Annotated in this window: 21 protein-coding genes and 1 tRNA gene; 17 read left to right on the top strand and 5 right to left on the bottom strand. The window is 70.5% G+C overall.

Features of this window, described 5'->3' with window-relative positions; genetic code table 11:
* Nucleotides 1-13 precede the first annotated feature (13 nt).
* Nucleotides 14-991 (top strand): WxL protein peptidoglycan domain-containing protein, encoded by a 978-nt coding sequence (locus QSK34_RS18460; protein ID WP_285585485.1) that lies wholly within the window; start codon nt 14-16, stop codon nt 989-991.
* Here the strand turns inward: QSK34_RS18460 and QSK34_RS18455 are convergent.
* From QSK34_RS18455 to QSK34_RS18445, 3 genes are all read right to left on the bottom strand, one after another.
* Nucleotides 988-2,370: a sensor histidine kinase gene (locus tag QSK34_RS18455; protein ID WP_285585483.1), complete on the bottom strand. Its 1,383-nt coding sequence runs from the start codon at nt 2,368-2,370 to the stop codon at nt 988-990. The genes QSK34_RS18460 and QSK34_RS18455 overlap by 4 nt on opposite strands.
* Nucleotides 2,371-2,400: 30 nt before the next feature.
* Entirely contained in the window at nt 2,401-3,087 is a 687-nt protein-coding gene (locus QSK34_RS18450; RefSeq protein ID WP_161482539.1) for a response regulator transcription factor, read from the bottom strand.
* A 128-nt stretch (nt 3,088-3,215) separates the two neighbouring features.
* Nucleotides 3,216-3,944 carry a class I SAM-dependent methyltransferase gene (locus QSK34_RS18445; RefSeq protein WP_161482540.1) on the bottom strand — a complete coding sequence of 243 codons (729 nt, stop codon included), beginning with the start codon at nt 3,942-3,944 and terminating at the stop codon, nt 3,216-3,218.
* 102 nt (nt 3,945-4,046) lie between these two features.
* Between QSK34_RS18445 and QSK34_RS18440 the strand changes: the two genes are divergently transcribed.
* The 4 genes from QSK34_RS18440 to QSK34_RS18425 are packed head-to-tail and all read left to right on the top strand — an operon-like array spanning nt 4,047 to nt 9,313.
* Nucleotides 4,047-6,014 (top strand): ATP-binding protein, encoded by a 1,968-nt coding sequence (locus QSK34_RS18440; protein ID WP_285585482.1) that lies wholly within the window; start codon nt 4,047-4,049, stop codon nt 6,012-6,014.
* Between the two features lie 24 nt (nt 6,015-6,038).
* A complete protein-coding gene (locus tag QSK34_RS18435; RefSeq protein ID WP_285585481.1) occupies nt 6,039-8,069 on the top strand; it encodes an ATP-binding protein in 2,031 nt (676 codons plus the stop codon).
* Nucleotides 8,056-8,619: an RNA polymerase sigma factor gene (locus tag QSK34_RS18430; RefSeq protein WP_285585480.1), complete on the top strand. Its 564-nt coding sequence runs from the start codon at nt 8,056-8,058 to the stop codon at nt 8,617-8,619. Before QSK34_RS18435 ends, QSK34_RS18430 begins: the two co-directional genes overlap by 14 nt.
* Nucleotides 8,606-9,313 carry a hypothetical protein gene (locus tag QSK34_RS18425; protein ID WP_285585479.1) on the top strand — a complete coding sequence of 236 codons (708 nt, stop codon included), beginning with the start codon at nt 8,606-8,608 and terminating at the stop codon, nt 9,311-9,313. Before QSK34_RS18430 ends, QSK34_RS18425 begins: the two co-directional genes overlap by 14 nt.
* Here QSK34_RS18425 and QSK34_RS18420 read toward each other — a convergent pair.
* Nucleotides 9,302-10,315, bottom strand: a complete 1,014-nt coding sequence (locus QSK34_RS18420) for an adenosine deaminase (RefSeq protein ID WP_285585478.1) — start codon at nt 10,313-10,315, stop codon at nt 9,302-9,304. The two genes, QSK34_RS18425 and QSK34_RS18420, sit on opposite strands and share 12 nt — an antisense overlap.
* A gap of 73 nt (nt 10,316-10,388) precedes the next feature.
* On the opposite strand from QSK34_RS18420, the gene QSK34_RS18415 reads away from it, so the two are divergent.
* Together QSK34_RS18415 and QSK34_RS18410 are read left to right on the top strand one after the other, a co-directional pair.
* Entirely contained in the window at nt 10,389-10,883 is a 495-nt protein-coding gene (locus QSK34_RS18415) for a SigE family RNA polymerase sigma factor (protein WP_030451522.1), read from the top strand.
* Nucleotides 10,880-11,818, top strand: a complete 939-nt coding sequence (locus QSK34_RS18410) for a PASTA domain-containing protein (RefSeq protein ID WP_285585477.1) — start codon at nt 10,880-10,882, stop codon at nt 11,816-11,818. The genes QSK34_RS18415 and QSK34_RS18410 overlap by 4 nt, the downstream gene beginning before the upstream one ends.
* A 196-nt stretch (nt 11,819-12,014) precedes the next feature.
* Here QSK34_RS18410 and QSK34_RS18405 read toward each other — a convergent pair whose 3' ends face one another.
* Nucleotides 12,015-13,217 (bottom strand): pyridoxal phosphate-dependent aminotransferase, encoded by a 1,203-nt coding sequence (locus QSK34_RS18405; RefSeq protein WP_285585476.1) that lies wholly within the window; start codon nt 13,215-13,217, stop codon nt 12,015-12,017.
* A gap of 182 nt (nt 13,218-13,399) precedes the next feature.
* Here QSK34_RS18405 and QSK34_RS18400 point away from each other — a divergent pair.
* From QSK34_RS18400 to QSK34_RS18355, 10 genes are all read left to right on the top strand, one after another.
* Nucleotides 13,400-13,472, top strand: a tRNA-Trp gene (locus tag QSK34_RS18400).
* Nucleotides 13,473-13,544: 72 nt separating this feature from the next.
* Entirely contained in the window at nt 13,545-13,799 is a 255-nt protein-coding gene (gene secE / locus QSK34_RS18395; RefSeq protein WP_030451517.1) for a preprotein translocase subunit SecE, read from the top strand.
* A 44-nt stretch (nt 13,800-13,843) separates the two neighbouring features.
* On the top strand, nt 13,844-14,611 hold the full coding sequence (nusG, locus tag QSK34_RS18390; protein WP_161482548.1) for a transcription termination/antitermination protein NusG: 768 nt from the start codon (nt 13,844-13,846) through the stop codon (nt 14,609-14,611).
* 124 nt (nt 14,612-14,735) lie between these two features.
* Complete coding sequence (gene rplK, locus QSK34_RS18385; RefSeq protein ID WP_030451515.1) at nt 14,736-15,167, top strand: 50S ribosomal protein L11; 432 nt, start codon at nt 14,736-14,738, stop codon at nt 15,165-15,167.
* A gap of 181 nt (nt 15,168-15,348) precedes the next feature.
* The gene (gene rplA, locus QSK34_RS18380) at nt 15,349-16,062 is read left to right on the top strand and encodes a 50S ribosomal protein L1 (RefSeq protein ID WP_285585475.1); all 714 of its coding nucleotides are present in this window, start codon (nt 15,349-15,351) and stop codon (nt 16,060-16,062) included.
* A gap of 142 nt (nt 16,063-16,204) precedes the next feature.
* A complete protein-coding gene (locus QSK34_RS18375; protein WP_161482549.1) occupies nt 16,205-17,026 on the top strand; it encodes an SCO4651 family lipoprotein in 822 nt (273 codons plus the stop codon).
* A gap of 240 nt (nt 17,027-17,266) precedes the next feature.
* A complete protein-coding gene (gene rplJ, locus QSK34_RS18370) occupies nt 17,267-17,791 on the top strand; it encodes a 50S ribosomal protein L10 (protein ID WP_161482550.1) in 525 nt (174 codons plus the stop codon).
* Between the two features lie 81 nt (nt 17,792-17,872).
* Nucleotides 17,873-18,265 (top strand): 50S ribosomal protein L7/L12, encoded by a 393-nt coding sequence (gene rplL / locus QSK34_RS18365; RefSeq protein ID WP_062345068.1) that lies wholly within the window; start codon nt 17,873-17,875, stop codon nt 18,263-18,265.
* A 136-nt stretch (nt 18,266-18,401) separates the two neighbouring features.
* Nucleotides 18,402-18,911: an Rv1363c family protein gene (locus QSK34_RS18360; RefSeq protein WP_051759362.1), complete on the top strand. Its 510-nt coding sequence runs from the start codon at nt 18,402-18,404 to the stop codon at nt 18,909-18,911.
* The gene (locus QSK34_RS18355) at nt 18,911-19,417 is read left to right on the top strand and encodes an Rv1363c family protein (RefSeq protein ID WP_285585473.1); all 507 of its coding nucleotides are present in this window, start codon (nt 18,911-18,913) and stop codon (nt 19,415-19,417) included. The genes QSK34_RS18360 and QSK34_RS18355 overlap by 1 nt, the downstream gene beginning before the upstream one ends.
* The last annotated feature ends 55 nt before the right edge of the window (nt 19,418-19,472 follow it).

The raw sequence follows: 19,472 nt of genomic DNA, 5'->3' as shown, positions 1-19,472 counted from the left end.
GGAGGAGCCCGCCATGACCCGCCTTCTCGCCGTCCTCGCGGCGGTGCTTTTCACCGTTCCGCTCACGCCCGCGGCGGCCCACGCCGAACCGGCCACGCTGACCTGGTCGGTGCAGCCCGCGAACGCGGCGGGTCCCGACGGCCGCCGCTGGATCGAGCTCTCCCTCGACCCCGGCCAGACCGTGACCGAGCACCTGGCGGTGCGGAACTTCAGCGACGGCGAGGCGGTCTTCGCCCTCAAGGCGGCCGACGGCTACCTGACCGACAAGGGCCGCTTCAACATGCTCCGGTCCGACCAGGCCTCCACGGACGGCGGCACCTGGATCGACGTCCAGAAGGAGGTGAAGGTCGCAGCCAACGCGACCACGGTCGTGCCGTTCACCATCACCGTGCCGAAGGACGCCGCCCCCGGCGACCACCCGGCCGGCATCGCCGCCACCGTCACCAGCGCCAGCGGCACGGTCGCGGTGGAGAGCCGGGTCGGCTTCCGCGTCATGATGCGCGCCACCGGCACGATCCGGGCGCAGGTGGCGGTCACCGGCCTGTCGGCCACCTACGAGCAGCCGTGGAACCCCTTCTCCTCCGGTGTCGTCACGGTGACGTACACGGCGACCAACAAGGGCAACGTCGCGGCGAGCGGCGCGGGCGCGGTGGCGGTCAGCGACCTGACCGGCATCGCCGAGCGCGACGGCCGGGCCGACGTGGCGGAGATCTTCCCCGGCGACAGCCGGACCGTGGCGACCAGGATCGGCGGCGTCTGGGCCCTGGGCCCGATGTCGGCGAACGTCACCGTGACCCCCTCGGTCGAGGGCGGCGCCCCCATGAGCGCCGACGTGACGCTGTGGACCGTCCCGTGGCCGCAGCTCGCCCTGATCGTGCTGGTCGCGGCGCTCTTCCTCGCCTACCGGGCGATCACCCGGCGCCGTCGCAGGCGCCTGGACGACCTGCTGGCCCGCGCCCGCGCAGAGGGCCGCGCCGAGGCCCTGAGCTAGACCTCGCTCATGACGGCCGTGCGCGCGGTGGGCAACGCCACGTGCACGGTCGTCCCGTTGCCGGGGGCCGAGGTGATCCAGCAGCGCCCGCCGTGCGCGTCGGTGATGGCCTTCACGATGGCCAGCCCGAGGCCCGCCCCGCCGGTGGCGCGTTCCGACGAACCCCGGGAGAACCGGTCGAACGCGCGGGCGACCTGCTCGGCGGGCATGCCCGGTCCCTGGTCGGTGATCTCCAGGAGCACCCGGGCGTCGTCCTGCGCCAGGTGGATCAGCGCGGGGGTGCCTTCGGGGGTGTGCGCGCGTACGTTCGCCAGCAGGTTCACCATGATCTGCCGGACCCTGGCCTCGTCGACCACCGCGACCAGCGAGTCGGGGGCGTCGACGACCAGAGGGGCGCCGGGGTTCAGCGCGCCCGCGTCAGCGGCGGCCTCCCTGACCACCTCGGCCAGGTCGGTGGCGGCCAGGCTGAGGGTCGCGCCCTTGTCGAGGCGGGCCAGCTCCAGCATCTCGGTGACCAGGTTGCCCATGCGGGTCGCCTCGTCCTCGATACGGCCCATGATCTTGGGCAGTTCCTCGGGCGGGATCGCGCCGGCGCGGTAGAGCTCGGCGTAGCCGCGTACCGTCGACAGCGGGGTGCGCAGCTCGTGGGAGGCGTCCGCGGCGAAGCGGCGGACCCGCTCCTCGGAGGTCCAGCGGTCGCGGAACGCCTCGGAGATGCGGTCGAGCATCAGGTTGATGGCGCTGCCCAGCCGCCCGACCTCGGTGGCGCCCTCGGGCATCCGGGCCGACAGGTCGCCGCCCTGGGCGATCCGCAGGGCCGTGCGCGACATCCGGTCGAGCGGCGACAGGCCCGACACGATCAGCAGCCGCCCGCCCAGGGCCAGCAGCGCGATCAGCAGCCCGCCCGTGACCAGCTCGGCCAGCAGCAGGTGGCGGACCGGGTCGCCGACGACGTCGAACGGCACCGCCACGACCACGATGCTGGTTCCGGTACGGTCCTTCGCCGCGCTCGCCAGCAGGTCGTCGCCCAGCCGGAAGGTGCGTCCGGCGGCGGCGTGCCCGCCCAGCCGGTCGGCGCCGAGGTCGGAGAGCATGCCCGGCACCTTCGACGACTGCGGGAAGTCGCCGTTGACGAGCGCGGGCCGCCCGCTCTCCAGGTTGACCTGCGCGACCGCGAACGGCGAACCGGCGAGCGCCTGGGTGACCGACTCCACGGCGTCGACCCGCCGGGTGGCGGTCGCCGTGGCGGCCAGCAACTGGCTCTCCAGCCGGCTGGTCAGGTGCTGTTCCAGCACCACCGCGCTCGTGACCGACAGGACGACCAGCAGGATCGTGCTCACCACGAGCAGCCCGGCCAGCAGCCGGGAGCGGAGCGACATCGTCAACGCCATTTCGTCTGGCCCCGATCGTCAGGGCCGCAGAGCGTATCCCACGCCACGTTGCGTGTGGATCAGAGGTGGTCCGAGCGGGTCCAGCTTCCGCCGCAGATAGGAGATGTAGGTCTCCAGCACCTGCGACGAACCGCCGTACCCCCAGACCTGGTCGAGCAGCTGCCGTTTGGTCAGCACCAGCCCGGGATGTTCCATCAGGAAGGCGAGCAGCCGGAACTCGGTCGGCGACAACTCCACCCTGACCCCGCCGCGGCGCACCTCCCACCGGGCCTCGTCGAGTTCGAGATCGGCGACCCGCAGCACGTCCCGGCTGGGGCGCTCCGCGACGTCGGGCACGGTCGTCCGGCGCAGCACCGCCCGCACCCGCGCGACCAGCGCCTCCACCGAGAAGGGTTTGGTGACGTAGTCGTCGCCTCCCATGGTGAGCCCGCGAACGGTGTCGGAGACGGTGTCGCGCGCGGTCAGGAAGATGACGGGCGTGGTCGCGCCCTCGGCCCTGACCCGGCGGCAGATCTCGAACCCGTCGATGTCGGGGAGCATCACGTCGAGCACGATGAGGTCGGGCCTGCGGTCGGCGAACTCGCGCAGCGCGTCGCGCCCGTTGGGCACCGCTTTGACGGTGAACCCGTGGAAGCGGAGGGCCACCTCGATGATGTCGCGGATGTTCGGGTCGTCTTCGACGACGAGGATCCTGGTCTCACTCATGGCGAGCTCAAGTATGGTGCTTTTCTCCCACTAAAAGCCCCATATCGGTCACATCGTGGCGTCTCATGCGCCACACCTTCTCCTCCGCTTCTGTGGCGCCCGGAGGAGAAGGGTGAGAAAAGCCTGAGTTATTTCACCGTCGCGACGCAGAAGACGGTCTGGCCGAACGGCGGGGTGATGAACCGCTCGATGAACCGCGTGGCCGGCACGACCGTCCGGTCGTAGATCTTGACCAGGCGCGGGTCGGGATAGCCGACGCCGCCCCGGCGCACGGCCGCCCACCAGGCGATGCCGCCCAGGAAGTTGATCGGCTTCAGCGTGTGGATGCCGAGCCCGGCCTCGCGCACCGTCGCGCCGAGCGTCTTGGGGGTGTAACGGGTGACGTGGCCGACCTTCTTGTCGAAGTCGCCGTAGAGCTGCATGTAACCGGGCACCCAAATAATGATCTTGCCGCCGGGCTGGGTGACGCGGGCCAGCGAACGCAGCGCCTCGACGTCCTCCTCGATGTGCTCCAGCACGTTCATCAGCACGACCGTGTCGACCTTCTCCTCAAGCGGGATGTCGGTCGGCAACCCGAACTGCAGCACGCCCACGTCGGGGTTGTCGGCGAACCGCTTCTCCAGCTGCTCGACGCAGTAGGGGTCGAAGTCGCTCGTCACCAGACGGTCGAGCCGCGGCAGGAACTGCTCGGCGAAGTGCCCGAGACCGGAGCCGATCTCCAGCATCGACCGGCCGACGTGCGGGGCAACCATGTCGAACTCGTATTGCCGGTAGTTGCGCGCCTCGTCGCCGCCCAGATGGTTCTCCAGGGCTTCGTCTCCGGCCGCGGGCTGTACTACACGGTCGTACCCAGACATGGCTCCTCATTCGTCGGTGGCGGTCCGAGCGAGTCTAGTGCCCAGGAGAATGACGCCGATTCTCTTCTGCGGCATCTCCCACTAGAGAGTTACGATTCGTCAATGCGTGCCGAGGTGACCAGTTTCATCGGCCGGGAGCCGGAGATCACCGAGATCGCGCGTCTGCTCGAGGTCTCGCGCCTGGTGACGCTCACCGGTGTGGGGGGCGTCGGCAAGTCCCGGCTGGCGAGCCGGGCCGCGGCCGTGGCGCAGGCCGGTTTCCCGGGCGGGGTGTTCGTCGCCGACCTCGCCAAGGTCGGCGAGCCCGATCTGCTCGCCCATGCCGTCGCCGACGCGATGCGGCTGACCGACCGCACCGCCCGACCGGCCGACGAGGTGCTGACCGCCCATCTGGCCGACCGCCGCGCGCTGCTGGTGCTCGACGGCGCCGACCGGCTCGTCGACGCGTGCGCCAAGCTGGCCGAGCTGCTGCTGCGCGGCGCTCCCGGGTTGCGGGTGCTGGTCACCAGCAGGCAGCCGCTCGACGTGGCCGGGGAACACCTGTTCGCGGTGGCGCCGATGAACCGTACCGAGGCGCTCGAACTGCTGGCCGACCGGGCGGGGCGGGTGGTCGCCGACGACGCCGGGTTGTGCGACCGGCTCGACGGGATCCCGCTGGCGATCGAGCTGGCCGCCGTGCGGCTCGCCGAGTTCCCGGTCGAAGAACTGGTGCGCCGGCTCGACGACCGGTTCCGGCTGCTCGACGGGCTGCGCGCGGCGATCGGGTTGAGCCACGAGTTGTGCTCCCCGGCCGAACGCCTGTTGTGGGCGCGCCTGTCGGTGTTCGCCGGGTCGTTCGGGCTGGCCGCCGCCGAGGAGGTGTGCGCCGACCGCACCCTTCCCGCCCACGCGCTGCTCGGCCTGATCAGCGGCCTGGTCGACCGGTCGATCGTGGTGCGTGCCGGAGGGCAGTACCGGCTGCTCGACACCGTGCGCGACTACGGCGAGGAGTGGCTCCACCGGCTGGGCCCCGACGAGACCGACCGGTTGCGGCGCAAGCACAAGAACCACTACCTGCGGCTGGCCCGGCGCGGCGAGTCGCAGTGGTTCGGGCCCGGCCAGCAGAAGATCTACGCCCGCACCCACGCCGAGCACGGCAACTTCCGGGCCGCCCTGGAGTTCTGCGTCTCCACCCCCGGCGAGGAGCGCGACGGCCTCGACCTGGCCGCCACCCTGTGGTTCTACTGGGTCTGCTGCGGCCATCTCGGCGAGGGCCGTCACTGGCTGGAGCAGGTGCTCGACTCCGACCCCTCGCCCACGCCCGAGCGGGCCAAGGCGTTGTGGGTGGCCGGGTACGTCGCGATCATGATGGGCGACACCGCCAGGGCCACGGCGCTGCTGGCCGAGTGCCGCGAGCGCGGCGACGACCGGTCGCGGGCCCGCGCGGTGCAGCGGCTGGGCGCGCTGGCGATGCTGGCCGACGAGCTCGACCGGGCGATCCCGCTGCTGCTCCACGCGCTGGCCGAGTACGAGGACATGGGGCTGCTCGACACCCACGTGCTGATGGGCAAGATCGAGCTGGCCATGGCCCAGGCGTTCACCGGCCGGCTCGAACCGGCCGGGGTGATCTGCCGCGACGTGCGGCGGCTCTGCGAAGACCACGGCGAGAGGTGGGTGCTCGCCTACGTCTGTTACGTGGAGGCCTATCTCGCGTGGGGGTCGGGCGACCACGCCGGGGCCGAGCGGCTGGTGCGGGAGTCGCTGACGTACAGCAGGGTCTTCAACGATCTGATCGGCACGGTGCTCGACGTCGAGCTGCTCGCGCTGGTGCTGGTCGGCACCGGCGACGCCGCCGGCGGCGCGCTGCTGCAGGGCGCGGCGGCGGTCGTCTGGGAGTCGGTCGGTTCTCCTCTGTACGGCTCCCGCCACTTCACCGCCGCCCACGAGGAATGCGCCAGAAAGGCGGCACTCGAACTGGGCGAAGAGGCCTACCAGACGGCGCTGGCGCGCGGCCGGAGAATGGGACTCGACCGCGCATTAGAAATTTCCACCCGAGGTAGAGAATTATCCACCTCCGCCCCTCAAACGTGATTGCGCCGTGAAACCCTGACGGCCGTGAACCTTCCGGCGGAAACCAGTACCTTCGTCGGGCGAGACGCGGAGTTGTCCGAGGTCGGCCGACTGATCACCGAATCGTCGGTGGTGACGCTCGCCGGTCCGGGCGGCGTGGGGAAGACGCGTCTGGCATTCCGCGTGGCGGCCCAACACGCCAGGGTTCACCTGGAGCCGGTCCGGGTGGCCGAATTGGCCGCCGAGCGCAACGGCGATCTGCTCGCCCACGCGGTCTCCGCTGCGCTCGGCCTTCCGGAACAGTCGGCCCGGCCCCAGGGCGAGGTGCTGGCCGCGCACCTCGCCGACAGTCGGCTGCTGATCGTGCTCGACACCGTCGAACACCTCGTCGGGCCCGCCCGCACCCTGGTCGGCCAGGTGCTCGCGAAGGCGCCCGGCGTGCGTTTCCTGGTCACCAGCCGCCAGCCGCTCGGCCACCCGGCCGAACGCGTCTTCCGGGTCCGCCCGCTCGCCGAGGCCGACGCCCTGCGCCTGTTCGCCGAACGCGCCGCCGCCGTCATGCCCGGCTTCACCTCCGATGAGGAGGTCGCCCAGCTCTGCCGGCGGATGGAGGGCCTGCCGCTGGCCATCGAACTGGCCGCCCGGCGGTTGCGCTCGATGACCCCCAAAGAGCTGGCCGACCGGCTCGACGACCGGTTCGCGCTGCTCTCGGGCCACCCGGGCCGCACCGGCCGGCACGCCGCGCTCCGGACGTCGGTCGGCTGGAGCCACGAGTTGTGCACCCCCGACGAGCGGCTGCTCTGGGCCCGGTTGTCGGTGTTCGCCGGGTCGTTCGAGACCGAGGCCGCGCAGTACGTGTGCGGCGACGACCGGCTGCCCAACGTGCCCGGCACCCTGGCGAGGCTGGCCGACAAGTCGGTCGTCTGCGCCGTCGGCGAGCGCTTCCACATGCTGGAGACGGTCCGCGTCTACGGCGCCGAGTGGCTGCGCGAACTCGGCGAGGAGGAGCACATGATGCTCCGCCACCGCGACCACTACGTCTCGCTGGCCCGCCGCGCCGAGGCCGACTGGTGCGGCCCCAACCAGGCGTCGTGGTCCGACTGGGCCCGCGGCGAGATGCCGAACCTGCGCCTGGCCCTCGACCGGAGCATCGCCAGCCCGATCGGCCTCGACCTGGTGGGCCGCCTGTGGTTCGTCTGGTACTGCCTGGGCCACGCCCGCGAGGGCCGCTACTACCTCGACCGGGCGTTGGAACGTAACACCTCCGACAGCCCTCAGCGCACCCGCGCCCTGTGGGCCGCCGCCTTCGTCGCCTTCGCCCAGGGCGACCACGACCAGATGTCCGTCCGCCTCACCCAGGCCCGCGAGGCCGCCCTGGCCCAGGAGGACCCGGCCGCCATCGGCCACGCCTGCACCGGCGCGGCGAGTCTGGCGCTCTTCCAGGGCGACTTCGACGCCGTACGCCTCCTCGCCGAGGAGGCCATCGACCACCTCGACCGGGTGGGCGGCCGCTACGTCGCCCGCCTGTCGGCGATGACGCTGCTCGCGCTGGCCCTGATCGGCCGGGGCGACCCCGACGAGGCGATCACCGTCCTGGAGGCCCAGCGGGAGGCGTGCGAGGCGCTCGGCGAGGAGTGGTCGCGTTCGATGGGCGACCAGATCAGGGCCGCCGCCGAACTCGGCCGGGGCGACGCCGTCACCGCCGACCGCTACGCCCGCACCTCCCTGCGCACGATCTGGCGCCTGGGCGACGTGATGGGCAGCGCGATGGCCGTCGAACGCCTGGCCGCCTGCGCCGTCGCGATGGGCGACGCCGTCCGCGCCGCCCGCCTGCTCGGCGTGGGGGAGCGGTTGTGGGCCGAGTTCGGGCCGGCCCACTTCGCCCCGCCCGGCTTCGTCGAGTCGCGCGGCCGCACCGACCGGCGCACCCGCCGCGTCCTCGGCGAACAGGAATACCTGGAGGCCTATGCCGAAGGCCGGCGCCTGTCCCTCGACGGCGGCGTCGGCTACGCCTTGGGCGGTCTTCCCAATTCTGAAGCGATGCGGTGGAATCATCCCGCCGATGAATGCCGATGATCCTCCCCCTCTGACCGACGACGAAGCGGTCGGCCGTTCGCTCGCCGGTGACCTGACCGCCTACGAGGCGCTGGTCACCCGGTACACCGCGATCGCCCACCGCACGGCGTTCCTGCTCGGCGCGGGCGACGAGGCCGAGGACGTGGTCCAGGAGGCGTTCGTCAAGGCCTATCGTCATCTGAGGTCGTTCCGGCGCGACTCGGCCTTCCGGCCCTGGCTGCTGCGCATCGTGGCCAACGAGACCCACAACGCCACCCGGTCCCGGGGACGCCGGGCCGACCTGTCGGTGCGGCTGGAAGCGGTGCGCGGACCGGGCGGGCCGGAAGATCCGCAGGACACGGCGGTGGCGGGCGACCGGTCGGCGCGGCTGCTCGCGGCGGTCCGGGCCCTGCCTGATCGGGAACGTGAAGCGGTGGTCTGCCGGTATTTCCTGCAGTTGTCCGAAGCGGAGACGGCCGAGGTCCTCGACTGCCCGATCGGGTCGGTCAAGAGCCGCACTCATCGGGGTCTGCGGCGGCTGAGGGAGGAGGTGGACCGTGAACTCCTCTGACGACCCCTTCGAGGCCGAACTGCGCGCCCTGGGCGAGTCGCTCCACGTGCCGCCGCCGCCCGAGGCGATGGCCGACCGCGTGCTGACCGCCCTCCGCGAGCCCGCGCCGAAGCGGCGTTTCACCACCAAGCGGCTGGTCGCCGTCGTGGCCGCCGTCCTGGTCGTGCTGGTCGCCGCCACCCCGCAGGGCCGCGCGGCGGTCGCCGGAGTGCTGCGGTTCGCCGGGGTCGAGATCGAGATCGGCGGCGCCGCGCCCGTCCCGTCGGGCTCGCCCGCGCCGCTTCCCTCGGAGACGAGCGCCGCCCTGGCCGAGGCCCGGTCGGCGGTGGCCTTCCCGCTCGTCGTGCCGGCCGTGCTCGGCGAACCCGACCAGGTCAGGGTGGCCGACGGCGGTCAGGTCGTCAGCATGTACTGGGACACGATCCGCCTCGACCAGTACGACGGGTCGCTGCGCGAGGTCTGGCACAAGGAACTCGGCGAACCGTTCCCGCAGCAGCTCTGGCTCGGCACCACCTCGGGGGTGTGGATCCCCCAGCAGCACGGCGTCGAATACCTGCCCGTGGGAGGCGGGGCGCCGGTCTCCCTGCGACTGGCCGGCCCCACCCTCATCTGGCAGCACGGCCGCGTCGGACTCCGCCTCGAAGGCGTGCCGGACGTCGAGGAGGCCAAGAGGATCGCGGCGTCAGTTCGCTAGCCAAGCGTCGATGTCGGCGATGATCTCCTTGCGGACCGGCTCGGGGGCCGTCGACGACCGGATCGACTGGCGGGCCAGCTCGGCCAGCTCGGCGTCGGAGAAGCCGTAGACGTCCCTGGCCAGCTCGTACTGCGGCAGCAGCCGCGCCCCGAACAGGAGCGGGTCGTCGGCGCCCAGCGCGATCGGCACCCCGGCCTCGAAGAGCCTCCTCAGCGGCACGTCCTCCGGACCCCGTGCCACCCCCAGACCCACGTTGGAGAGCGGGCAGACCTCGCAGGTGATCTGCCGGTCGGCCAGCCGCTCCATCAGCCGGGGGCTCTCCGCCGCGCGTACGCCGTGACCGACCCGGTCGGCCCCCAGGTCGTCGACGCACTCGGCGACCGAGGCCGCGCCCAGCAGCTCGCCGCCGTGGGGCACCGCCAGCAGCCCGGCCCGCTTCGCGATCCGGAACGCCGCGTCGAAGTCGCGCGCCCGGCCGCGCCGCTCGTCGTTGGACAACCCGAACCCGACCACGCCCTTGTCGGCGTACTGCGCGGCCAGCCGGGCCAGGGTGCGGGCGTCGAGCGGATGGCGCGTGCGGTTGGCCGCCACGATCACCGCGACCCCGACCCCGGTCGCCGTGGACGCCTGCCGGGCCGCGTCGAGCGCCAGCTCCAGCGTCTCGGTCAGCCCGCCGAACTTCGAGGCGTAACCCGACGGGTCGACCTGGATCTCCAGCCACCGCGACCCCTCACGGGCCTCGTCCTCGGCCGCCTCGCGGACCAGCCGGTAGACGTCGGAGGGCCGCCGGAGCACCGACCGGGCGATGTCGTAGAGCCGCTGGAACCGGAACCAGCCGCGTTCGTCGGTGGCGTGCAGTTGCGGCGGCCAGTCCTGCACCAGGGCGTCGGGCAGGTGCACGCCCTGCTCGCGGGCGAGCTCGATGAGCGTCGAATGGCGCATCGAGCCGGTGAAGTGCAGGTGGAGATGTGCCTTGGGGAGTGTTTCGAGTGGCCGCCGCATCTCCATATCCTGCCGCAACAGCACTCAACCCTTCACCCGCTTCGCGCGTTGTGGACGAGCGAAAGGGGAGCCCATGACCGATGAAGACGAAGCGGCCTTCGACGAGTTCGTGGCCGCGCGCAGCACGGCGCTGCTCCGCACCGCGATCCTCGTCTGCGGGGCCAGCGCCCACGACGCCGAGGATCTGGTTCAGGGCGCACTGGAGAAGGTCTACCGCCACTGGTCCCGCATCCGGGCCGACAACCCGGAGGCCTACGCCAGGAAAGTGGTCGTCAACAGCGCCATCACCCGCTCGCGCCGCCGGCGCGTGATCCAGGAGATCACGTTCGCCGCGCCGCCCGACACCCCCGTCGACGGCCCCGACCTCGGTCTTCGCGAAGCGATGCTGGCCGAGCTGCGCAAACTGCCGGCCCGCATGCGGGCCGTCCTGGTGCTGCGCTACTGGGAGGACCAGTCGGAGGCCGAGACCGCCACCCTGCTCGGCTGCTCGGTCGGCACGGTGAAGAGCCAGGCGGCGCGGGGGCTCGCCAGAATCCGAGAAGCGATGGTCGAAGGAGTGCCCGCATGAACGTCGAGGAAGCACTGAAAGAGGCGATGCGCGCCCAGGTGGGCGAGGTCTACGCCCCGCCGTCGATGGGCAGCGCCGTCCGGCGCCGCCGTCGGCGTTCCCTCGTCCGGTTCCGTACGGCCGGGGCCGTGCTGGTGACCGCGGCGGTCGCGGTCACCGTCCCCGTCGTGCTGACGAACACCACCCCGTCGGCGGGCCCGGCGAGCGGCGCCTCGGCGCCCGCGGTCGCGGTGCCCGGGATCGTGGTGCCCGACGTGGTCGGCATGAACGCCAAGCAGGCCTACATGGTCCTGGAGCAGGCCGGCCTGACCCCGATGCTCATGACGCCGGGAGAGGGCGGCGAGCAGGCCGGAGTGGTCGCGGGCGAGAAGGTGATCCAGACCAGCCCCGCCGCCGGAGAGGTCGCCGACCCCAAGGCGCTCGTCCAGATCAAGGTCCCGTGGGTGCCCGCCCCGACCGTCTCCCCGACGGCCCCCCCGGAGGACGAGGGCGGCAAGCCGGAGATCGAGAACCTGGGCGACCTCGGCGACGGCCTGACCTGGATGGGCATCCACGTCGGCTACCTCCCCGAGGGCGTGAAGTGGGGCGGCGACTCCTACGTGGGCGGCTTCGGCCCGAAGTCCGCCACCGTGCCCTACGTCACCGCGGGCCTGGAGGAGGGCATGTACTCCATCCAGGTGATCGTCGGCGTCGACCAGAACCTGCTGCGCCGCGACGGCGAGCAGATCGCCCCCGGCACCTGGGTCTCCAACTACGGCGAAGGCGGCGAGAAGCTCGACTTCGGCGCCGGCTCGACCCTCACCGCCAGCCGTGACCTTCCCGGTGACCAGGTGGTCCAGGTCCTGTTCAGCCCCGACTACAGCGCCTCGCTCGGCGAGAAGACGGCCCTGGCCGAGATCGCCAAGGTGATCGGGCACATCCGCCTCGAGAAGTAGGGCAACCTCCCCGCCCGGTCAGGCGTAGGTGAGGGCATGACGGGATTCAGAGCCAGACGGTCAAGGCCATGGCCCGCAGTGCTTCGCCGACGACGAGCTTCGCGAGGTGGTCGCCGGCAGCGGGGTTCGCGCCTCTCTGGACACCCGAGCCCGGCCTCGCGATCGCGCTCATCGTCATGGGCGAGGCCGGCCTGGACTACTGGCGCGCCTCGCCGAAGAGCTTGCCCAGCCGGGTGACCCCTTCGGCGAGGTCGTCGTCGCCCAGGGCGTAGGAGAGCCGGAAGTACCCCGGCGTGCCGAACGCCTCGCCGGGGACCACCGCGACCTCGGCCTCCTCCAGCACCAGCTCGGCCAGCTCGACCGACGACGCCGCCCGGCGGCCCCGGATCTCCTTGCCGATCAGCTCCTTGACCGACGGGTAGACGTAGAAGGCGCCGAACGGCTCGGGGCAGACCACGCCCGGGATCTCGTTGAGCATCCGGACCATGGTCCGCCGCCGCCGGTCGAAGGCGGTCCGCATCTCGGCCACCGCCGACAGGTCGCCCGACACCGCCGCCAGCGCCGCCGCCTGGGCCACGTTCGACACGTTGGACGTCGAGTGGGACTGCAGGTTGGTGGCGGCCTTCACCACGTCGGAGGGGCCGATCAGCCACCCCACCCGCCAACCGGTCATCGCGTAGGTCTTCGCCACGCCGTTCAGCACCACGACCTTGTCGGCCAGCTCGGGGACCGCCGTCGCGATGCTGGTGAAGGTGGCGGAGCCGTACACGAGATGCTCGTAGATCTCGTCGGTCACGACCCACAGGTCGTGCTCGACCGCCCAGCGGCCGATCGCCTCGACCTGCTCGGGGGAGTAGACCGCCCCCGTGGGGTTGGACGGCGACACGAACAGCAGCGCCTTGGTCCGGTCGGTCCGGGCCGCCTCCAGCTGCTCCACCGACGCCAGATAGCCGCTGTCCTCGTCGGTGACCACGTCGACCTGGACGCCCCCGGCCAGCTTGATCGCCTCGGGGTAGGTGGTCCAGTAGGGCGCCACGACCAGCACCTCGTCACCCGGGTCGAGCAGCGTCGCGAAGACCGCGTAGACGGCGTGCTTGCCGCCGTTGGTGACCAGCACCCGGCCCGCGTCGACCTCGAACCCCGAGTCGCGCAGCGTCTTGGCCGCGATGGCCTGCTTCAGCTCCGGCAGCCCGCCCGGCGGCGTGTACTTGTGGAACCGGTCCTCCGCGCAGGCCGCCACGGCCGCCTCGACGATGTAGCCGGGTGTCGGGAAGTCGGGCTCCCCGGCGCCGAACCCGATCACGGGCCGGCCGGCGGCCTTCATCGCCTTCGCCCTGGCGTCGACGGCGAGGGTGGCTGACTCGGAAATGGCGGCGACACGCGCGGAGATTCGGCTCATGCGCACATGTTTTCAGACGGGTATCCGGCCGCCCCGCCATATCCACGATGCGGACGACACGTCTGACCTGCGGGGTCGTACCGGTTCGACGAAGTGACCGATCGTGCGTACACTTCCACGTCTAGTGGCCCACAACGGCGGTGAACAGTTCGCCTGTTCTCCTGTAGTGTGGTGCACGGCTTAGGGCACTAGCGCAATTGGTAGCGCACCGGTCTCCAAAACCGGCGGTTGGGGGTTCGAGTCCCTCGTGCCCTGCGGAGTGCGGTCCGCGCACTAAGGGCGTATGAGCCGCCGGTTGCGATGGACACGACGGATCAGGTGAGGACTGTGGCGATCGACACGCGCGGCGAGGCCGCGGCTCAGCCGGAAAAGCCGAGTGGCGAGAAGAAGGCCAAGCGCACCACCCCTGCCCTTTTCTATCGGCAGGCAGTAGCGGAGCTCCGCAAGGTCATCTGGCCTACGCGCAAGGAGCTGATCAACTACACCATCGTGGTCCTCGTTTTCTGCCTGATCATGGTCGGAATCGTGTCCGCACTAGACTTCCTTTTGACGCAGGGTGTGCTGGCGGTCTTCGGTTCCTGACCCGCCCAGCACAGTAAAACCCGACGGAAAGAGGAATAGCCATCGTGTCCGAGTCCCCGCTGCCGGCCGACGACTCCCGCGACGAGTGGGACGACGAGGCCGTTGAAGAGGTCGACGAGGCCGCTGACGACGCTGCGGAAGCCGACGAGGCCACCGATGTCAAGGCTTCCGCCGCCGACTCAGACGACGAGAACGTCGACGAAGACGGCGACATCCTCCCCGACGTCGACCCCGTCGAGGAGTTCAAGCGCCAGCTGCGCGGCCAGCTCGGCGAGTGGTATGTGATCCACTCCTACGCCGGCTACGAGAACCGCGTGAAGCAGAACATCGAGAGCCGCACCGGCAGCCTCAACATGGAGGACTACATCTTCCAGGTCGAGGTGCCGACCCACACGGTGACCGAGTTCAAGGGCGGCAAGAAGACCCCGATCAAGGAGCGCGTGCTGCCGGGCTACGTCCTGGTCCGCATGGAGCTCACCGACGAGTCCTGGGCCGCGGTCCGCAACACCCCGGGTGTCACCGGATTCGTGGGCCTGTCCAACAAGCCCAGCCCGCTGAACCTCGACGAGGTCGCCAAGCTGCTGGCGCCCGAGCCGACCGAAGAGGTCAAGAAGGCCGCCACCAAGTCGGCCGCCTCGACCGTCGAGTTCGAGATCGGCGAGTCGGTCACCGTCATGGACGGCCCGTTCGCCACGCTCCCGGCCTCGGTCAGCGAGATCAGCCCCGAGTCGCAGAAGCTCAAGGTGCTGGTGTCGATCTTCGGTCGCGAGACCCCCGTTGAGCTGTCGTTCAACCAGGTCTCGAAGATCTGAGGCGGTCGCCTACAATTAGACGTTCGGCTAGAGCCGCTCCTTCGCGAAGGGCGGCTCGCCGACATGTTCCCCCTCCGATTCGCCGGGGGAACGCTTCATCGAATAACAGGACCCGGAGAGAGTCATGCCTCCCAAGAAGAAGATCGCGGCGTTGGTGAAGGTCCAGCTTCCCGCTGGCCAGGCCACCCCCGCCCCGCCGGTCGGTACCGCCCTCGGTCCCCACGGCGTCAACATCATGGAGTTCGTCAAGCAGTACAACGCTGCGACGGAGTCCCAGCGGGGCAACATCATCCCCGTCGAGATCACCATCTTCGAAGACCGCACCTTCCAGTTCGTCACCAAGACGCCCCCGGCGCCCGAACTGATCAAGAAGGCCCTCGGTCTGAAGAGCGGCTCGAACAACCCGCTGAAGACCAAGGTCGGCCAGCTCTCCAAGGAGCAGCTGCGCGCCATCGCCGAGCAGAAGATGCCCGACCTGAACGCCAACGACATCGAGATGGCCGAGCGCATCATCGCCGGCACCGCCCGTTCGATGGGCATCACGATCGCCGAGTAATCCCGCGAGGGAGCGCCGGTTTCTGGACTGAGGAGCGCAGGGGAGCGAAGCGACCCGGAGCGACGAGGGAAGAAACCGGATCAAAGCGACCAAGCCGCCGTGCCGAAGGCGCGGCAAATCAAACCCAGTGGGAGGGCCGAGCGCGGCCCGCACCACGAACTCCCTCTCAGGAGAGATCGCAGTGAAGCGCAGCAAGAGCTGGAAGAACGCGGCCGCTCAGGTCGACCGCGACGCCCTGCTGGCCCCCCTCGAAGGGGTCCGCCTGGCGAAGAAGACCGCGAGCACGAAGTTCGACGCCACCGTCGAGGTCGCCCTGCGTCTGGGCGTCGACCCGCGCAAGGCCGACCAGATGGTCCGCGGCACCGTCAACCTCCCGCACGGCACCGGTAAGACCGCCCGGGTCCTGGTCTTCGCGACCGGTGACCGTGCCGAGGAGGCGCGCGCCGCCGGGGCCGACATCGTCGGCGCCGACGAGCTGATCGACGAGGTCGCCAAGGGCCGCCTCGACTTCGACGCGGTCGTGGCCACGCCCGACCTCATGGGCAAGGTCGGCCGCCTGGGCCGCGTGCTCGGTCCCCGTGGCCTCATGCCCAACCCGAAGACCGGCACCGTCACCCCGGCCGTCGGCAAGGCCGTCACCGACATCAAGGGCGGCAAGATCGAGTTCCGCGTGGACCGTCACGCGAACCTCCACTTCATCATCGGCAAGGCGTCCTTCGACGAGCGTCAGCTCCTCGAGAACTACGCCGCCGCCCTCGACGAGGTGCTGCGTCTCAAGCCGTCGGCCGCCAAGGGCCGCTACCTCAAGAAGGTCACCTTCGCGACGTCGATGGGCCCCGGCATCCCGGTCGACCCCAACGTCACCCGCGGGATGACCGCCGAGATCGACGCCTGATCCACTGCTTGGCCGATCAGGCCTACCCAACCCCCGTCCGGGTACCGGACGGGGGTTGTGTCTTTTCTGTGCGAATCCTGAGGACAGGAACGCGCGCCAGAACGGCCCCACGTAGGCTCGGGCCGACGAAGGGATTGACAAGATGCGCAGATTCTTAGTGGCCGCCGGGGTCGTCGCCGCCCTGGCGGTGGCCGGTTGCGGGACCACGACTGCCCAGCCGCTGGGGGACGTCAAGCTCTCCGCCGCCGAGGCCATTCAGCAGACGGCACAGAAGGCCGAGTCGATCGACTCCTACAGCGCCGACATCGTGCTCGACTTCGCCGACCCCAAGGGCCAGAAGGGCAGCGTCCAGGGCAGCATGCTGTTCCAGCAGAAGCCCACCCTCGCCTCCGACGTGACCCTGAGCCAGGTGTCCTTCGGCGGTCAGACCGTGCCGGGCGGGTTGCGGGTGATCCTGGCCGACGAGGTCGCCTACGTGAAGATGGACATGCTCAAGACCCTCCTCGGCACCGACAAGCCGTGGGTGAAGGTCGACCTCAAGGAGGTCGGGGGCGCAGAAGCCGCCGGGCAGTTCCTCGACCAGGCCCAGCAGATCGACCTGAAGACGAGCGTCACGCTGCTGACGGCGTCCAAGGACGTCAAGGCCGTCGGCACCGAGTCGGTGAACGGGGTCGACACCACCCACTACTCGGGCAGCTTCCCCGCCGACGCGGCCGTGCTGCTGCTGCCGAAGGAGACCCAGGAGCGGGTCAAGGGCCAGCTCGCCTCGCTGAAGAACGTCAAGTTCGACGCCTGGATCGACGCCGACGGGCTGCCGCGCAAGATCGGCCTCAACGGCGCCGAGAGCGGTGCCAGCTTCTCCGCCACCCTGCTGTTCAAGTCGTTCAACGAGCAGCTCCAGATCGCCGCGCCGGCCGCCGACCAGGTCGGCGAGCTGCCCAAGAACATGCCCGTGGGCGGCTGATTTGGTGTTGCGGGCTTGACACCGTACTCTTAGACCTGCCAAAGACCGCCGGTCGTCTCCGGGTGCCTATCCCGGTGACCGAAGGTCCCACGTTTGTGGGCGACCCGCGCAGGTGTGACTGAGAGCCTCTGACAAGCCTTTTCTGGAGCTTGCTGAGAGCCCCGTGCGCCCTGCGCCCGGGGCTCGTCTGTTTTCTTGGGGCCTTCATCCCTTCCGGCGGCGACATCTGGAAGGAGGCCCATGGCGAAGACGGAGAAGGCCGGCGCGGTCGACGAACTCAAGGCTGAGTTCGACGGCAGCAGCGCCGCCGTTCTGACCGAATACCGCGGGCTCACCGTCGCCCAGCTCAAGCAGCTGCGCGTCTCTCTCGGTGGGCATGCGAAGTTCGCCGTGGCGAAGAACACGCTGGCCAAGATCGCGGCGAACAACGCCGGGATCACGGTCCTCGACGACCTGCTCTACGGCCCGACCGCGATCGCGTTCGTCAAGGGCGACGTGGTGGAGGCCGCCAAGGGTCTGCGTGAGTTCGCCAAGGCCAACCCCCTTCTGGTGATCAAGGGCGGTGTCGTCGACGGCAAGTCGATGACGCCCGCCGAGATCTCCAAGCTCGCTGACCTCGAGTCGCGTGAGGTGCTCCTCGCGAAGCTGGCCGGTGCCCTGAAGGCCAAGCAGTCCACGGCTGCCGCCACCTTCGCCGCGCTGCCCACGCAGATGGCTCGTCTGGCCGAGGCCCTGCGCGCCAAGCGCGAGGAGTCCGGAGAGTAAGCAGGTCCGCGCGAGCGGGGGGAAACGCAAACCGCGGTCCCTTTTCACGTTATTCAGCACGATCCTTATGGAGGAACCATCATGGCGAAGCTCAGCACCGACGAGCTGCTCGACGCTTTCAAGGAGATGACCCTCCTTGAGCTGTCCGACTTCGTGAAGCTGTTCGAGGAGACCTTCGACGTCAAGGCCGCCGCCCCGGTCGCGGCCGTGGCCGTCGCCGGCCCCGGCGGCGCCGCTCCGGCCGAAGAGGCCGAGGAGCAGGACGAGTTCGACGTCATCCTCGAGGCCGCCGGCGACAAGAAGATCCAGGTCATCAAGGAGATCCGCGCGCTCACCAGCCTGGGCCTGAAGGAGGCCAAGGACCTGGTCGACGGCGCTCCGAAGGCGGTCTTCGACGGCAAGGTCAACAAGGAGCAGGCGGAGAAGGCCAAGGCTGCCCTCGAGGGCGCCGGCGCCAAGGTCACCGTCAAGTAAGTGGCTTCACCCCGCGAAGCGGTCTGCCCCAGGTGCCTGGGCGGGCCGCTTCCGGCTTTTCCGGGGCGGTCCGGGTCTCAGACCGATTTGATCGCTTTCCGCCGGCGCCCCGGCACGGCCCACGTACAATCCGCCCGTGGCCAGGATCCGCCGTGAGGCCCCCCGCCGTCTCAACCTGGCCCTGCTGGCCCTGGTCCTCCTGCTGGGGGCCGCCGCCGGGTGGGTGTGGACGCTGAGAGCCTCGGCCCTGGCCCGGGAGGCCGACGAGGCCGCCGCCGTCGCGGCCGCCTCCACCCACGCCGTCAGCCTGATGTCGCTCGATCACCGCACCTTCGACACCGCCTTCCGCGGCGTGGTGTCGACGTCGACGGGGGAGACCCGGGCCCGCTACGAACGCGACCAGGCGGCCGCCCGCGAGGCGGTGATGAAGGACAAGGTCCTCCAGACGGGCGTGCTCCGGGGCGCCGGGCTGGCGTCCATGAACGCCGAGGGGACCCGCGCGCAGGTGCTCGTGGTCGCCGACGTCCTGGTCGACTTCACCGGCCGGAAGGACGACCGGCTCGAAGACCGCTTCTACCGCTGGCGCATGGACCTGGCCAAGGAGAACGGCCGCTGGCTGGTCGCGAATGCGGAGCTGGTGTCGTGATGGCCGTCGTCCAGCGCGCGCTGCGGCTGACCTCCCTGCTCGTCGTGCTGGCCGTGCTGGCGCTGGGCGCGCTCGGGCGGCTCTACCTGGACCTGAAGCGGGTCCAGGACACCGCGACGGCCGCCGCGGAGGCGCGGCAGGCGGCCCGGGCGTACGCCGCCGACATGCTCTCCTATGATCACCGCACGATCGAGGCCGATCTCGCGCGGGCCCGTGGTCACGCCACCGGACCGCTGGCCGAGCACTACGCCAACCTGGCGGGCACGTTCGTCCCGCAGGTGCGCCGGGAGCGTAAGGTCCAGCAGGCGACGGTGGCCGCCGTGGCGGTCGAGGAGGCCAGTCCCGAAAGGGTCAAAGTGCTGGTTTTCCTGAACACCACCACAAGCCGGACAGAGGGGCCGGCGGAGGTCGTGCAGAACAGAGCGCGCCTGGTCATGGTGGTTACGGACGGTCGCTGGCTGGTGTCCGGGCTCTCGACGTTGATCGGCAACACGCCCATCCGCTGAGCCGCGAGACCCAATTGTTAGTCACGTTTGTGTTTTGGTTTCGCGGGCCCAGGGA

This window comes from Herbidospora sp. NBRC 101105 (assembly GCF_030269205.1).
Taxonomy (GTDB): Bacteria; Actinomycetota; Actinomycetes; order Streptosporangiales; family Streptosporangiaceae; genus Herbidospora; species Herbidospora solisilvae.
The sequence above is the reverse complement of the archived record's forward strand: the minus strand, read 5'-3'. Positions and strand labels throughout refer to the sequence as shown.

Bases quoted from the DNA above. Each gene is read 5' to 3' on its own strand.
- QSK34_RS18460 (WP_285585485.1), top strand. From the start codon at position 14: ATGACCCGCCTTCTCGCCGTCCTCGCGGCGGTGCTTTTCACCGTTCCG.
- QSK34_RS18455 (WP_285585483.1), bottom strand. From the start codon at position 2,370: ATGTCGCTCCGCTCCCGGCTGCTGGCCGGGCTGCTCGTGGTGAGCACG.
- QSK34_RS18450 (WP_161482539.1), bottom strand. From the start codon at position 3,087: ATGAGTGAGACCAGGATCCTCGTCGTCGAAGACGACCCGAACATCCGC.
- QSK34_RS18445 (WP_161482540.1), bottom strand. From the start codon at position 3,944: ATGTCTGGGTACGACCGTGTAGTACAGCCCGCGGCCGGAGACGAAGCC.
- QSK34_RS18440 (WP_285585482.1), top strand. From the start codon at position 4,047: ATGCGTGCCGAGGTGACCAGTTTCATCGGCCGGGAGCCGGAGATCACC.
- QSK34_RS18430 (WP_285585480.1), top strand. From the start codon at position 8,056: ATGAATGCCGATGATCCTCCCCCTCTGACCGACGACGAAGCGGTCGGC.
- QSK34_RS18420 (WP_285585478.1), bottom strand. From the start codon at position 10,315: ATGCGGCGGCCACTCGAAACACTCCCCAAGGCACATCTCCACCTGCAC.
- QSK34_RS18415 (WP_030451522.1), top strand. From the start codon at position 10,389: ATGACCGATGAAGACGAAGCGGCCTTCGACGAGTTCGTGGCCGCGCGC.
- QSK34_RS18410 (WP_285585477.1), top strand. From the start codon at position 10,880: ATGAACGTCGAGGAAGCACTGAAAGAGGCGATGCGCGCCCAGGTGGGC.
- QSK34_RS18405 (WP_285585476.1), bottom strand. From the start codon at position 13,217: ATGAGCCGAATCTCCGCGCGTGTCGCCGCCATTTCCGAGTCAGCCACC.
- rplK (WP_030451515.1), top strand. From the start codon at position 14,736: ATGCCTCCCAAGAAGAAGATCGCGGCGTTGGTGAAGGTCCAGCTTCCC.
- QSK34_RS18375 (WP_161482549.1), top strand. From the start codon at position 16,205: ATGCGCAGATTCTTAGTGGCCGCCGGGGTCGTCGCCGCCCTGGCGGTG.
- rplJ (WP_161482550.1), top strand. From the start codon at position 17,267: ATGGCGAAGACGGAGAAGGCCGGCGCGGTCGACGAACTCAAGGCTGAG.
- rplL (WP_062345068.1), top strand. From the start codon at position 17,873: ATGGCGAAGCTCAGCACCGACGAGCTGCTCGACGCTTTCAAGGAGATG.
- QSK34_RS18355 (WP_285585473.1), top strand. From the start codon at position 18,911: ATGGCCGTCGTCCAGCGCGCGCTGCGGCTGACCTCCCTGCTCGTCGTG.